At 59.6% G+C, this 12,569-nt stretch carries 13 protein-coding genes; 10 read left to right on the plus strand and 3 right to left on the minus strand.

The genetic code is table 11. The annotated features are described in order from the left end of the window. Positions 1-16: 16 nt before the first annotated feature. Entirely contained in the window at positions 17-961 is a 945-nt protein-coding gene (locus ACI2KA_RS05115; RefSeq protein ID WP_404499823.1) for an MYG1 family protein, read from the minus strand. A gap of 305 nt (positions 962-1,266) precedes the next feature. Between ACI2KA_RS05115 and cysE the strand changes: the two genes are divergently transcribed. The 9 genes from cysE (at position 1,267) to ACI2KA_RS05160 (ending at position 9,674) form a co-directional block, all read left to right on the plus strand. Then, positions 1,267-2,121 (plus strand): serine O-acetyltransferase, encoded by an 855-nt coding sequence (gene cysE / locus ACI2KA_RS05120; protein ID WP_404499824.1) that lies wholly within the window; start codon positions 1,267-1,269, stop codon positions 2,119-2,121. Positions 2,122-2,155: 34 nt separating this feature from the next. Continuing rightward, the gene (locus tag ACI2KA_RS05125) at positions 2,156-2,566 is read left to right on the plus strand and encodes a hypothetical protein (RefSeq protein WP_404499826.1); all 411 of its coding nucleotides are present in this window, start codon (positions 2,156-2,158) and stop codon (positions 2,564-2,566) included. A gap of 286 nt (positions 2,567-2,852) precedes the next feature. Further along, positions 2,853-3,644, plus strand: a complete 792-nt coding sequence (locus ACI2KA_RS05130; RefSeq protein WP_404499828.1) for a MetQ/NlpA family ABC transporter substrate-binding protein — start codon at positions 2,853-2,855, stop codon at positions 3,642-3,644. 2 nt (positions 3,645-3,646) lie between these two features. Continuing rightward, entirely contained in the window at positions 3,647-4,819 is a 1,173-nt protein-coding gene (locus ACI2KA_RS05135; RefSeq protein WP_404499830.1) for a methionine ABC transporter ATP-binding protein, read from the plus strand. Further along, positions 4,800-5,453 carry a methionine ABC transporter permease gene (locus tag ACI2KA_RS05140; RefSeq protein ID WP_404499832.1) on the plus strand — a complete coding sequence of 218 codons (654 nt, stop codon included), beginning with the start codon at positions 4,800-4,802 and terminating at the stop codon, positions 5,451-5,453. Before ACI2KA_RS05135 ends, ACI2KA_RS05140 begins: the two co-directional genes overlap by 20 nt. Positions 5,454-5,563: 110 nt before the next feature. Next, a complete protein-coding gene (locus ACI2KA_RS05145; protein ID WP_404499834.1) occupies positions 5,564-6,913 on the plus strand; it encodes an LLM class flavin-dependent oxidoreductase in 1,350 nt (449 codons plus the stop codon). Positions 6,914-7,114: 201 nt separating this feature from the next. Beyond that, complete coding sequence (locus ACI2KA_RS05150; RefSeq protein ID WP_404499836.1) at positions 7,115-8,083, plus strand: aliphatic sulfonate ABC transporter substrate-binding protein; 969 nt, start codon at positions 7,115-7,117, stop codon at positions 8,081-8,083. 47 nt (positions 8,084-8,130) lie between these two features. Further along, the gene (locus ACI2KA_RS05155) at positions 8,131-8,937 is read left to right on the plus strand and encodes an ABC transporter permease (RefSeq protein WP_404500425.1); all 807 of its coding nucleotides are present in this window, start codon (positions 8,131-8,133) and stop codon (positions 8,935-8,937) included. Next, complete coding sequence (locus tag ACI2KA_RS05160) at positions 8,937-9,674, plus strand: ABC transporter ATP-binding protein (protein ID WP_404499838.1); 738 nt, start codon at positions 8,937-8,939, stop codon at positions 9,672-9,674. The genes ACI2KA_RS05155 and ACI2KA_RS05160 overlap by 1 nt, the downstream gene beginning before the upstream one ends. A gap of 62 nt (positions 9,675-9,736) precedes the next feature. Here the strand turns inward: ACI2KA_RS05160 and ACI2KA_RS05165 are convergent, their stop codons facing one another. Further along, a complete protein-coding gene (locus tag ACI2KA_RS05165; RefSeq protein ID WP_404499840.1) occupies positions 9,737-10,579 on the minus strand; it encodes an NADPH-dependent oxidoreductase in 843 nt (280 codons plus the stop codon). A gap of 93 nt (positions 10,580-10,672) precedes the next feature. Continuing rightward, positions 10,673-10,942 (minus strand): hypothetical protein, encoded by a 270-nt coding sequence (locus ACI2KA_RS05170; RefSeq protein ID WP_404499842.1) that lies wholly within the window; start codon positions 10,940-10,942, stop codon positions 10,673-10,675. Positions 10,943-10,954: 12 nt separating this feature from the next. Between ACI2KA_RS05170 and ACI2KA_RS05175 the strand changes: the two genes are divergently transcribed. Continuing rightward, a complete protein-coding gene (locus ACI2KA_RS05175; RefSeq protein ID WP_404499843.1) occupies positions 10,955-12,562 on the plus strand; it encodes an ABC transporter substrate-binding protein in 1,608 nt (535 codons plus the stop codon). Positions 12,563-12,569 lie beyond the last annotated feature (7 nt).

The following is a 12,569-nucleotide window of genomic DNA, read 5'->3' on the forward strand; positions in this document are numbered from 1 at the left end:
GAGCGACCCCACCAGGTCACGGCTTTGCCGCCGTCGCCTGCGCGTGGAGAGCCTCCTTTACCGCCAGTGCCGCCATGGCCAACGCGGCATCGCGGGTTCTGGCGGCGGCGATGAACCGACCGTTGTGACAGAAGCTTGCGCCTTCGACACCACAAACCGTCTCCAGCTCTTTGTTCGTAAGGCCGGCCCAGGCGGCCGGCAGGTCCGCCCGCAGTTCAAACCCCTCATCCGCGCGGCGGATGCCGGTCAGGCACCAGTCGTTGTTGCGTGGGTGAACGACAAAGAGCAGATGATCTGCGCCCGCCTTGACGATGGCGGGCCGAAACGGCATGCCCATCGGCAGTTCCAGAATATGTCCTTCGCCGGCATTCACGATAGCCCGGTTCACAAGCGCCTCGGCCCGCAATTTCGCGGTGCCATTGGCAATCTTCGCCTCGACGAAGCTGCGGGCGATAGCGAGCGCTGCGTGGAAACTGCGATCCTCCGCTTCCGGGTCTGTCTCGTCAAAAACAGGCTTCAGCGTTTCCAGCAGGACAGGCAGCGTGAGCCCAACGAGCGGTCCGGCGATGGAGGGGCTGAGCGCGCCATTGTCGACAAGGTCGACCGGCAGCACAAAGCTGGTATCGAAAGAGGCATGAATTGTTTCGACATGCTCTTCCGGAACGCCCATGGCGGCAAGATAGTCACGACCGAAATGCTTCCAGATCAGGCCGAACGAACTGTAGGGCTGATCATCCTCACGCAACGGGGCGCCACGCTGATGGTGGTCAAAAACGCCCGCTGCCGCATCGTAAGCGCCGCCAACATCGTAGACGATGCGGTCCGCGCCGGGTGTGATCCATTCGGACGCCCTGCTGCGGACGAGGCGAGCCTGCGGGAAAAGCCGGGTCAGCACGACGCTGGACAAAAGTTCGTCGGCGTGGAAGCCACCGGAATGGGTGACGAGGAAGTCCGGGATCATGTCAGGATATGCCTTGTTGCTTGCGGAAGCTCCGCCGGGGACCGGGGCACCTGATACCCTTTGCCGGACATCATCTCAACCCGGTATTCGCCACGGCGATCAAAAGCAATCATATGCTGTGAGCCTCCAGATATTTGGTTTTTCTTTTTAATCCATCGAGATTGTGCGTGGTCTTCTTGCGCGATCTGCACGGCTCATACCGATATAAATGTACGGATGCGCCCGCTTTGGGGAGTAAAATCCAGACGCCGACCGGATGTCTTGAGATTCGTACGGCGTCACCCGACAATGGAAAGGGACGATGCATGGTTTTGCAGCTCGGCAATTTTGGCCACCTTTCGAAGGAGCCGGCCGTTTCGGGCGAAGTCGCGGGAATATGGGAAGCCCTCTGTTCCGAGGCCGTCGAAGCTTCAGCCAGGGACCCTGCCTTGGTCCGGGCGATGAATTCGGCGGTGCTTTACCATACGAGTTTCACCCAGGCGCTGGCACATCGCATCGCTCTGAAGCTTGCCAATCACGATCTGGATCAGGAAGAGCTCCTGTCGATTATCGGTCAGGCCTTTCTCAATGATCACAGCATTCTTTCCAGTGCCGCATCCGATCTTCTGGCCGTCAAGGAGCGGGATCCTTCCAATACGGAAATCCTGACGCCATTTTTGTATTTCAAGGGTTTTGTTGCGCTTCAGGGCCAGCGGGTCGCCCATTGGCTGTGGCATCACCAGCGCGTGCATCTCGCCCGTCATATCCAGAGCCGCATTTCCGAGGTGTTCAGCGTCGATATTCATCCGGCGGCGAAAATGGGCAAGGGCATCATGCTCGATCACGGCTCCGGCCTGGTCATCGGCGAGACGGCAGTGGTGGAGGATGACGTTTCCATTCTCCAGAACGTCACGCTTGGCGGGACCGGCAAGGAAAGCGGCGATCGCCATCCGAAGGTGAGACGTGGTGTCCTGATCGGCGCCGGAGCGAAGATTCTCGGCAATATCGAGATCGGCACGGGCGCCAAGGTGGGGGCGGGCAGCGTCGTGGTCAGTGCGGTCGCTCCCTATACGTCGGTCGTCGGTGTACCCGCCCGCCCGATCGCACCGCCGCGCCGGGAAGCGGAGTTGCCGGGCGTCAGCATGAACCAGGTGATGAGCGAGCCGGAATACATCATCTGACATCCATCGGGCTGCGCGCGCCGCGCTGCCGGAATTGCCGTTTGTCGGATTTGCGGCGCTGGTTTATCGCTTTGCGCGCCAGATATTTCATTCGGCCGAGGTTTGTTTTCTTCCATCAAATTTCGCCGATTGCTTCACGTTTCGTTTCAAAGCAATATATTCCGGCAGTACCCGCTGCATTGGTTTTCATTTGATTGAGCCTATGGAGGAACAAATGGAAGGTGCACCTGTACGTTTTCGCGCTCTCGAGGATTGTGAGGCCTCGGGCATTCCCATTCCTGCCGGCCCCTATATCGGGACGGAGAAAATCCATGAGAATGACGATCAGCCAATCGAAAAGATATTTCGATACAGTCTTGATTTGTCCGGTGAAGGGCGACGGCTTGACGTTACGCCCCTGGTCGAGCTCGGTAAGATCACCGTGGTTCGACAAAGCGCTCTCTAACCCTGTGATTGTTGCTTTTTGAGCGCATCGCACATTTCGGCCGCCGGCCTATGAGAAACCCTCCTTCGTGGAGGGTTTCTTTTATCCGCCATGGCAGCGATTAAATCCTTGCGCCAGCGTCTTTGGCGTCGAGACGTGCTGTCGGGGAGCGGCAGTGCGACCGATGCGCCAAAGTTCGGTCACGGGGCAAATTTTTTCCCTCATCAACGTCCGTGCGAAAAGCAGTCCCTCTCAAACTCCAATAAATCTACTAATTTTATAAATATTGTTTATTCGAGAGGGGCACATGAAGTTTCTTTACATTTTTTTTGCTGCGATAATCGCAATATCTGCACCGGCCTTTGCGGAGACGGTCAAGATCGGTGTCGTTCCGGGTGTCTATGGAGATTCCGTCGAGGCGCTGGTGCCCGAGGCGAAGGCGCAGGGTATCGACCTTGAGGTAATTGAGTTCAGTGACTGGACGACGCCCAACGAAGCGTTGCAGGCTGGCGACCTCGATCTCAATTATTTCCAGCACAAGCCTTTCCTGGCCAATGCCATCAAGCAGAAGGGCTATGACATCGTTCCGATCGGAACCGGCACGCTTGCCAATATCGGCATTTATTCCTTGAAGCATAAGGATTTCGCCAGCGTTCCCGAAGGTGCGACCGTCGCGATCGCCAACGATCCCGTCAATCAGGGGCGCGGGCTGTTGCTGCTCGAGAAAGGCGGTCTGATCAAGCTCAAGGAAGGCGTCGGTTTTCAGGGAACGCTTGACGATATCGTGGAAAATCCAAGGAAGGTGACTTTCACGGAAGTCGAGGGTCCGCAATTGGCGCGTATCACCGGCGACGTTGATCTCGCACTCGGCTATCCGCACTTCATCATCGCTGCGAAAACGTTTGATCCCGGTTCGGCGCTGATCTATTCCGGCATTGACGACAAGCAGTTCGCCATCGTTTTTGCGGCCAACAAGGCCAAGGCGGAAAATCCGGCGCTCAAGAAAATCGTCGAACTCTATCAGTCTTCCAAGGTGGTGCGCGAAGCCATAGACAAGGGTTTCGCGGGTAATCCGAAGCTCTACACGATTGCGTGGTGACGATGAGCTCGGCATTCTTCGATGCGCCCGTGGAGGGCCGTTTCAAACGCTCCGCCCATGCGCATGAGGAAGCCGGGGCTGCGACCACCCCTTCTCTGAGGAGAGGGGGCGGCGCCTCAGGGACCATCATCCGTTTCGACGCACTGGGAAAAACCTACCATTCCTCATCGGGCAGAGTTGATGCGCTCAAGGACATCACGATCGATATACCGGCCGGCTCTATCTTCGGTATCATCGGGCGATCCGGCGCGGGTAAGTCCAGCCTCATTCGCACCATCAATCGTCTCGAGCGTCCGACGTCCGGCCGGGTGATCGTGGGCGGCGAGGACATTGCCACACTTGGCGAAAATGACCTGGTCGCATTTCGTCGCCGGGTCGGCATGATTTTCCAGCATTTCAATCTTCTGTCGGCCAAGACGGTTTTCGGAAATGTCGCTCTGCCGCTGCTGGTCGCCGGCGTGCCGGCCGATGAAATCCGCACGCGTGTGACCGAGGTTCTGCGTCTGGTCGGGCTGGAGGGAAAGGAAAAAACATATCCTTCACGATTGTCCGGCGGGCAGAAACAGCGTGTCGGCATTGCCCGCGCTTTGGTCAGTCGACCGGAGATTCTCCTTTGCGACGAGGCGACTTCGGCGCTCGATCCCGAAACGACCCTTTCGATCCTGCAACTTCTCAAGGACATCAATCGCCGGCTTGGGCTCGCCATCGTCCTGATCACCCATGAGATGAGCGTCATCCGCGAGATCTGCGATCACGTCCTGGTTCTGGAGCAGGGTGAGACCGCCGAAAGCGGCGCGGTCTGGCGGGTTTTCGGCAATCCGCAACATGATGCGACCCGCGCTTTGCTGGCGCCGCTTACCCGCGGCCTGCCGGAAGACCTGGCCGCGGCGCTACGCACGGAGCGGCCCGGCGGCGGCGCAAGTCGCGCCATCGTCGAGCTGGTATTTACCGGTGCCGACGGCGATGCGCCGGACCTGTCGCAACTGGGAGCGGTTTTCGGCCCCGACACGCGACTTATCCAGAGCAATCTGGATCGCATTCAGGGTCATGTCGGCGGGCGCCTGATCCTCAGCGTTCCCCATAAAGGCCGCAATATCGAACGGATCGCGGAAAGCCTCTCCGTCTCTCTCGCCAGTCATATAAGGATCGTCGGTTATGTCGCCTCTGATGATTGACCGCCTCTGGAAGGCTTTTCTGGACACGGTCCTGATGGTCGGCGCCTCGGCTTCCGTGGCGTTGCTCGCCGGCATCCCGCTTGCCGTCTTTCTGGTCCTCTCTGCACCGGGCGGACTGATCCAGGCGCCGCGCGCCAATCGGGTGCTCGGCGCGATCATCAACGGGTTCAGGGCAACGCCGTTCATCGTGCTGCTCGTGGCGCTTCTGCCCTTCACGCGGCTGGTCACCGGCACGACCATCGGCGTGTGGGCCGCCGTGGTGCCGCTTTCAATCAGTGCCACACCGTTTTTTGCCCGTATCGCCGAGGTCAGTCTGCGGGAGGTCGATCACGGGCTGATCGAGGCTGCCCAGGCCATCGGCTGCCGCCGCTGGCACATTATTCGCCATGTTCTTCTGCCGGAGGCCTTGCCAGGGTTGGTCGGCGGCTTCACCATCACCATCGTGTCGATGATCGGCGCATCCGCCATGGCCGGTGCTGTCGGCGCCGGCGGATTGGGGGACGTTGCCATCCGTTATGGATATCAGCGTTTCGATACGACGGTGATGCTGGTGGTGATTGCGGTTCTGATCGCCATCGTCTGCCTTGTCCAGTTCGTCGGCGATTTCGCGGTGCGCCGCCTGCGTGCCCGCTAAAGGCCGCCATTCTCTCCTGTCTGTCGAACGCCCTTCCCATGCCGCCGCCATTCAGGAGGCGGCCATCGCCTGCTGGCGTCATTTGACCAAACCGGATCGGGAACCATCTGATGAAAGAAACAAAAGAGATTCTTCTCAATGCCTTCAATATGAACTGCGTCGGGCACATTAATCATGGCCTCTGGACGCATCCCCGCGACCGGTCGCACGAATACAAGAAGCTCGATTACTGGACCGATCTTGCCCGCACGCTGGAGCGCGGCCTGTTCGATGGGCTGTTTCTGGCCGATATCGTCGGTGTTTACGACATCTATCAGGGATCGGCCGATCTGACGCTAAAGGAATCCATACAGCTTCCCGTCAACGATCCGGCCATGCTCGTTTCGGCAATGGCCGCAGTCACGCGCGATCTCGGTTTCGGCATCACGGTCAATACCGGTGTCGAACATCCCTATACATTCGCCCGCCGCATGTCGACGCTGGATCATCTGACCGAAGGACGGATCGGCTGGAACATCGTGACCGGTTATCTCGACAGTGCCGCCCATGCGCTTGGCCAGGATGGCATGATCGCGCATGACGACCGTTATGACCGGGCTGACGATTATCTCGACCTGCTCTACAAGCTTTGGGAGGGCAGCTGGGATGACGATGCCGTGGTGCTGGACAAGGCGCGCCGCATCTATGCGGAGCCGGGCCGCGTCCGCAAGATTCGCCATGACGGTCCCTATTATCGCTCACATGGCTACCATCTGGCCGAACCGTCGCCGCAGCGGACGCCCGTGCTCTATCAGGCCGGCGCGTCCGGCCGCGGCAAGCGGTTTGCCGCTCGCCACGCGGAATGCATCTTCATCGGCGCCACGGACCCCGCCGCTGCGGGACGGACGGTGAAGGCCCTACGCGAGGAGGTGGTTGCCGCCGGCCGGCGTGCCGAGGATGTCAAAATCTTCCTCGGCATCACTGTCGTGGCCGGCAGAACGGTGGCGGAAGCCGAGCATAGCTTGTCCGACTATCTCGACCATGCCAGTCCGGAGGCGGGGCTCGCCCATTTTTCGGCAGGCAGCGGCGTGGATATTTCCCGCTACGATCCGGACGAGCCTATTTCCTATGGCAAGGGCAACGCCATCCAGTCGGTCAACCAGCTTGCGCGCGAAAAGGGCTGGACCAGGCGGCAATTGCTGAAAGAACTGGCGATCGGTGGCCGATATCCGCTGATCGTCGGCGATGGCGCCAAAGTCGCTGCCGAGCTGATCAGATGGGTGGAGGAAAGCGGGATCGACGGGTTCAACCTGACCCGGACCGTGGTGCCGGAAAGCTACGAAACCTTCATCGATATTGTCGTACCGGAGCTTCAGGCGCGCGGGGCTTACAAGACCTCCTATGGAGGCGGCTCTCTCCGCAACAGGATGTTCGGTTACGGTGATCGCCTGTCCTCCCGGCATTACGCACGCACCCTGTAGCGGGGTCCGGCCAAAACGGTTTTCCTTTGGGTTCCGCGGCTGTGCGCCATGGCAGCGCCTGCGTTGAAATTTTGGATCAACTTGCGTTTCATTTAAGCTGATAAATTCCATAGGCAAACACGACAATGGAACATCTTTCCTTATCCTGAGGCCATCAAGTCCCTAGGCTCTCACCACTGTTTTTCTGGAGAGGGCTCATTCATGCGATCTATCATTGCGAGGCTTGCGGCGGTTGCCGGCTTCATCGGTCTGGGACTGGCGCCGGCGGCGGCCGCTGACCTGTCGGAAATTCGCATCGACTGGGCGACCTACAATCCGGTCGGCCTTCTTCTCAAGAAGGAAGGGCTTTTGGAAAAGGAATTCGAAAAGGACGGTATCGCCATAAGGTGGGTGCAATCGGCCGGTTCGAACAAGGCGCTTGAATTTCTCAATGCCGGCTCCATCGATTTCGGTTCCACGGCCGGCGCCGCCGCTCTGATCGCGCGTGTCAACGGCAATCCCATCAAGTCGGTCTATGTCTATTCGCGTCCGGAATGGACCGCGCTGGTCACCGGCAAGGATTCCAAGATTGCCAGCGTTGCCGACCTCAAGGGCAAGTCGGTTGCGGTCACCCGCGGCACCGATCCGCATATTTTTCTCGTCCGGGCGCTGGCCGATGCCGGACTGAAGGATGGCGATGTGAAGTTCGTTCTGCTCCAGCACGCCGATGGCCGCCTTGCGCTCACCCGCGGCGACGTCGATGCCTGGGCCGGTCTTGATCCGCTGATGGCCGCTGCCGAAGTGGAGGACGGCGCAAAGCTGTTTTATCGCAAGCCCGAGAACAATAGCTGGGGTGTGCTGAACACCACTGAAACCTTCGCCGGCCAACACCCCGATGTCGTGAAGCGGGTGCTGGGTGTCTATGAACAGGCGCGCAAGCGTGCGCTTGCCGATCCGGCGGCACTGAAGGCCGCCTTGATCGAAGCAGCCAAGCTGCCCGACGCGGTCATCACCAAGCAGCTGGAGCGCACCGACCTGCAATATTCCCGTATCGGCTCGGAACAGCGCGACACCATCCTGAAAGCGGGACTTGCCTTGCAGCAGGCGGGGGTCCTGCCGGCCGGAGCCGATATCGCGGCCGAGGCCGACAAGCTTATCGACCCAAGCTTCAGCGAAGCGCTCGTTCAATAACGGTGCCGAACGTGACGACAACCGACATTCTGGCGGAGCAGGGTGAAATTCAAGGAAAGAGCCGTGCGACGAAGGCATGGCCCCCCTTTCTCACACGCGCCCTGCTCGCCATACTCCTGCCTGTCGGCGGTTTTCTGATCTGGGAACTCGCGGTCTTTTCGGGATTGGCGACGGGACGCCTTGTCCCGCCGCCTTCGCGGATCATCGCCACGCTATGGCAGCTGGCGCAGGCGGGCGACCTCTATCAACATGTCGGCGCGACCTGTCTGCGAGTGCTGTTCGGTTTCGTCGCCGGATCACTGGCTGGCGCCATACTCGGCAGCATCACCGGCTTTTTCGGTGTCGCACGCCGCCTGATCGATCCGACGCTGCAGGCCCTGCGTGCCATCCCGTCAATCGCCTGGGTGCCGCTGTTCATCCTATGGTTCGGCATTTTTGAAACGTCGAAGGTCGTCCTCATTGCGACCGGCGTGTTTTTCCCCGTTTATCTCGGCGTCTCGACGGCGCTTCTGTCGGTGGATCGCAAGATCGTGGAGGTCGGCCGGATTTTCAGGCTGTCCGGCTTTGATCTTGTGCGCCGCATCCTGTTTCCTGCGGTGCTGCCATCCTTCATCGTTTCGTTGCGTTCGGGCCTTGGGCTTGGCTGGATGTTCGTGGTTGCCGCCGAATTCATGGGCGCTTCCGAAGGCCTGGGTTATCTGCTGGTCGATGGCCAGCAGCTCGGCAAGCCCGATCAAATCGTGGCGTCGATCATCATCTTCGCCATCATCGGCAAATTGTCCGACGGGTTGCTCGTGTTGCTGACATCGCCGCTTGTCGCCTGGCAGGACAATTTCAAGCGGGAGGGGGCGTGATGCTGTCGCTCAACGGACTTTCCAAGACCTATGACAGCGGTGTCCAGGCGCTTGGCGGCTTCACGCTCAACGTGCCGCGCGGCGAAATCCTCGTGGTGATCGGCGGCTCCGGCTGCGGCAAGAGCACATTGTTGCGGCTGATCAGCGGGCTTGAACGGCCGAGCCGCGGAACGGTGGCGATCAATGGCGAGATCGTCACAGAGCCGCATCCGCTGATCAACCTGATCTTTCAGGAGCCGCGCCTGCTGCCATGGCTGACGGTCAAGGACAATATCGGCTTCGGCCTGACCCATCTTCCCGCTGCCGAGCGGGAGCGGCGAACACGCCTCGCCCTCGGGCAAGTCCATCTCGAGGACTACGAAAACCGGCTGCCCAAGGAGCTTTCCGGCGGACAGGCGCAGCGCGTGGCAATTGCGCGGGCACTGGTGACCCAGCCCGAGGTTCTGCTTCTCGATGAACCGTTCTCGGCGCTTGATGCGTTGACGCGCGCCGCACTGCAAAATCATCTCCTGGACATATGGGAAGAAAGCCGCCCGACGATCATCCTCGTCACCCACGATATTGATGAGGCTGTGCTGTTGGCGAACCGGATCGTGGTGATGAAGCCCTGGCCGGGGCATATCGTTGAGGAAATTATCGTCGATCTTCCCGGCCGGCGCGACCGCGACGATAATGGCGTCGATCATTATCGTCGTGAAGCAAGAGCCCTTCTCGGCTCCACATTTGCCACTGCGTAAAGCGGTTACCCGCGGATCAAAGCTCATCATCGGCGGTAAAATGGCAGGGCCGTTGCCGGTGTCTATTTGATGCCGAAACCGAGATGGCGCAATGTGCTGCTCAGTTCCGCACGGCCCTTCAGCGCATCGGCGTCGCGCACGCGCTGGGCGATAGGCGCTGTCCAGCCATTTTGCGGAAGCCCCTGTTTTTCCTGAAACACCCTCAAAACCGCGTCATAGGCAGCAAGGTCGTCGCGTGCGGATTCCGAATAGGTCTCGTGAAACAGGATGGATGATTGCGGCAGGCGCGGTTTGACGTCGGTTTTCACGGCCGGGTCGGGGTAACCGACGGTGAGACCAAAAACGGCGACCGTTTCGGGCGGCAGCTTCAACTCGCGGGACACGTCCTCCGGCCTGTTGCGAATGCCGCCCACATAACAGGAGCCGAGGCCGAGTGAATCGATTGCAGCGACGGCGTTCTGTGCGGCCAGCGCCGCATCGATGGCGCCGATCAGGAAGCTTTCCAGATAATCCAGGCCTTCGCCCTGGTTGCCATGGCTGGAGGCGATCGTTCGCAGCCGCTTCAGATCTATCAGCCAGATGAGGAAAACGGGCGCGTCCTTTATATGGGCGTTGCCGCCGGTAAAATCCGCCAGACGCGCCTTGCGCTCCCTGTCCTGCACCGCCACCACGCTCCATGCCTGCAGATTGGAGGAGGTCGGAGCGGATTGTGCGGCCGCGACCAAGAGTTCCAGGCTGCCCTCCGGCAGCGCTTTGGGCAGATAGGCGCGGGCGGTGCGGTGGTTCAGCAATGCATCGATGGTGTCATTCCAGAAGGGCGGGGAAAACGTTGCTTCCGCACCGTAACGGGCTTCGACCCGCTGCTGTGGAATTTCCGGTCTGGTGATGGGGCTGAACAGGGTCATCTTGGAAAACTCCGTAATGTCGAGGGGGCCGGGAAAGGTCGCAAATTGCCTGTCACTTGATATGCCCTACCGGCGGCTGTGCCGAGCAATGTCCTACTCATTCGCGATTTTTCCGTGAAACAACATTTCCATGCGGGATTTGAAAGACATGCCGGCGCGATTTCCTTTTATCGCGCGAGGCTTTGAAGACGCGTAACGGCAATCCAAGGCCGCCGGGGGATTCAGCACAAATTTGGTGCCTGATTGGCGGCGTTCCGGAATGGAATTCTGCAAGAAATGTTTTCTTTGCGGGTCAGGAAGAATTTTCTTCTTAGGAACGCGCCGCTTTGCCCCGATGCTTTTGTCATCGAAACGCTGTTTCAAACGGGGATTTTCATGACGATAGGACGCCGGCAGTTCAACAAGATGCTTCTTCTGGCAACGGCGGGAACCGCCCTGCCGGGTTCGGTATTCGCGGCAAACGGCAACGCGGGCCGGCCCTTGTCCGGCGGCACGCTCAACCTGCTCTATCGTGTCGATCCCGGCAATGCGCTTTTTGCCATCAATACGTCGTCCGGAACGGGGCAGGCGATCGGCCCGAAGATCGTGGAAGGTCTTCTGACATTTGATTTCGATCTTACTCCGCAGCCCTTGCTGGCCACGGAATGGTCCGTTTCCGATGACCATCTGCGTTATACGTTCAAGCTCCGGCCGAATGTAAAGTGGCACGACGGCAAGGATTTCACCTCGGAAGACGTTGCCTTTTCGATTTTCCGTCTGAAGGAAGCCCATCCGCGCGGCCGCATCACCTATCAGAACGTCGAGGCGGTCGAGACACCCGATCCCTTGACCGCCATCATCGTTCTGTCCAAACCGGCGCCTTTTCTGATCGCCGCGCAGTCGAGTTCGGAATCGCCGATCGTGCCGAAGCACATTTTCGAGAAGCTGAAGCCCGCCGACGGCCAGACGCTGCAGACGGCGATTGGCACCGGTCCTTTCCGGCTGACGGAATGGACGCCGGGCAGCCATCTGATCTTCGACCGCAATCCCGACTATTGGGATGCCGGCAAACCATATCTTGACCGCATCATTCTGCGCATCATCACCGATCCGGCCGCACGGGCCGTGGCGCTGGAGACGGGTGAGGTCGATATCGGCGACAATCCGGTCCCGCTGGCGGATCTCGAACGGTTGAAGCAGAACCCGGATCTGGTTCTCGATACGAACACCTATGACTATGCGGGACCGCAGCAGCAGCTGTTCTTCAACTACGATAACGAAATCTTCCGCAAGAAAGAGGTTCGCCTCGCCATTGCAAAGGCGATCAATCTCGATGAAATCGTCAATGTGGCGCTCTTCGGTTATGCGCAGATATCGCCGAGCCCCGTCAGCACGGCCCTGCCGAACTGGTATGACCCGTCGGTCAAGGCCCACGCCTACGACCCGAAGGAAGCGGAGAAACTGCTCGATGCGGCGGGATATCCCCGCAAGGATGGCGGCAGGCGGTTTTCAGCGCGGTTGACCTATAATTCCTACCTGACGCCGGGTTATGCGGATGTCCTTCGCAGCCAGCTCGAGAAGATCGGCATTTCCGTCGAGATCCGCAAATACGACCTCCCGACCTATCTGAAGACCGTTTATACGGACCGCGCCTTCGATCTGGTGGTGGAATCCCTTTCCAATACCTTCGATCCATCGCTCGGCATTCAGCGCGCCTATTGGAGCAAGAATTTCAAGATCGGCCTGCCGTTTTCCAATGCCGCCAATTACGCCAATCCGGAGGCGGACGCACTTCTCGAGGCGGCGGCGATCGAGCCCGATGCGAAAAAGCGCTGGGTGATCTGGAGCCAGTTTCAGCACCTCATCCACGACGAAGTCGCCTCCGTCGATCTTGTTGCGGCTGGAAGCCAGATCGTGGCGCGCAAGCGGGTCAAGAACTACGTCACCGGCGCACAGGGTCTCAACTGGAGTTTCGGTGACCTGTGGCTGGACCCGACGGCCTGAAACCCCC

The organism is Agrobacterium sp. NPDC089420, assembly GCF_044900305.1.
Taxonomy (GTDB): Bacteria; Pseudomonadota; Alphaproteobacteria; order Rhizobiales; family Rhizobiaceae; genus Agrobacterium.

Excerpts from the sequence above, each read along its gene's own strand:
- ACI2KA_RS05140 (WP_404499832.1), top strand. The coding sequence starts at position 4,800 with ATGTCGCCTCTGATGATTGACCGCCTCTGGAAGGCTTTTCTGGACACG.
- ACI2KA_RS05145 (WP_404499834.1), top strand. The coding sequence starts at position 5,564 with ATGAAAGAAACAAAAGAGATTCTTCTCAATGCCTTCAATATGAACTGC.
- cysE (WP_404499824.1), top strand. The coding sequence starts at position 1,267 with ATGGTTTTGCAGCTCGGCAATTTTGGCCACCTTTCGAAGGAGCCGGCC.
- ACI2KA_RS05165 (WP_404499840.1), bottom strand. The coding sequence starts at position 10,579 with ATGACCCTGTTCAGCCCCATCACCAGACCGGAAATTCCACAGCAGCGG.
- ACI2KA_RS05130 (WP_404499828.1), top strand. The coding sequence starts at position 2,853 with ATGAAGTTTCTTTACATTTTTTTTGCTGCGATAATCGCAATATCTGCA.
- ACI2KA_RS05150 (WP_404499836.1), top strand. The coding sequence starts at position 7,115 with ATGCGATCTATCATTGCGAGGCTTGCGGCGGTTGCCGGCTTCATCGGT.
- ACI2KA_RS05135 (WP_404499830.1), top strand. The coding sequence starts at position 3,647 with ATGAGCTCGGCATTCTTCGATGCGCCCGTGGAGGGCCGTTTCAAACGC.
- ACI2KA_RS05175 (WP_404499843.1), top strand. The coding sequence starts at position 10,955 with ATGACGATAGGACGCCGGCAGTTCAACAAGATGCTTCTTCTGGCAACG.
- ACI2KA_RS05115 (WP_404499823.1), bottom strand. The coding sequence starts at position 961 with ATGATCCCGGACTTCCTCGTCACCCATTCCGGTGGCTTCCACGCCGAC.
- ACI2KA_RS05160 (WP_404499838.1), top strand. The coding sequence starts at position 8,937 with ATGCTGTCGCTCAACGGACTTTCCAAGACCTATGACAGCGGTGTCCAG.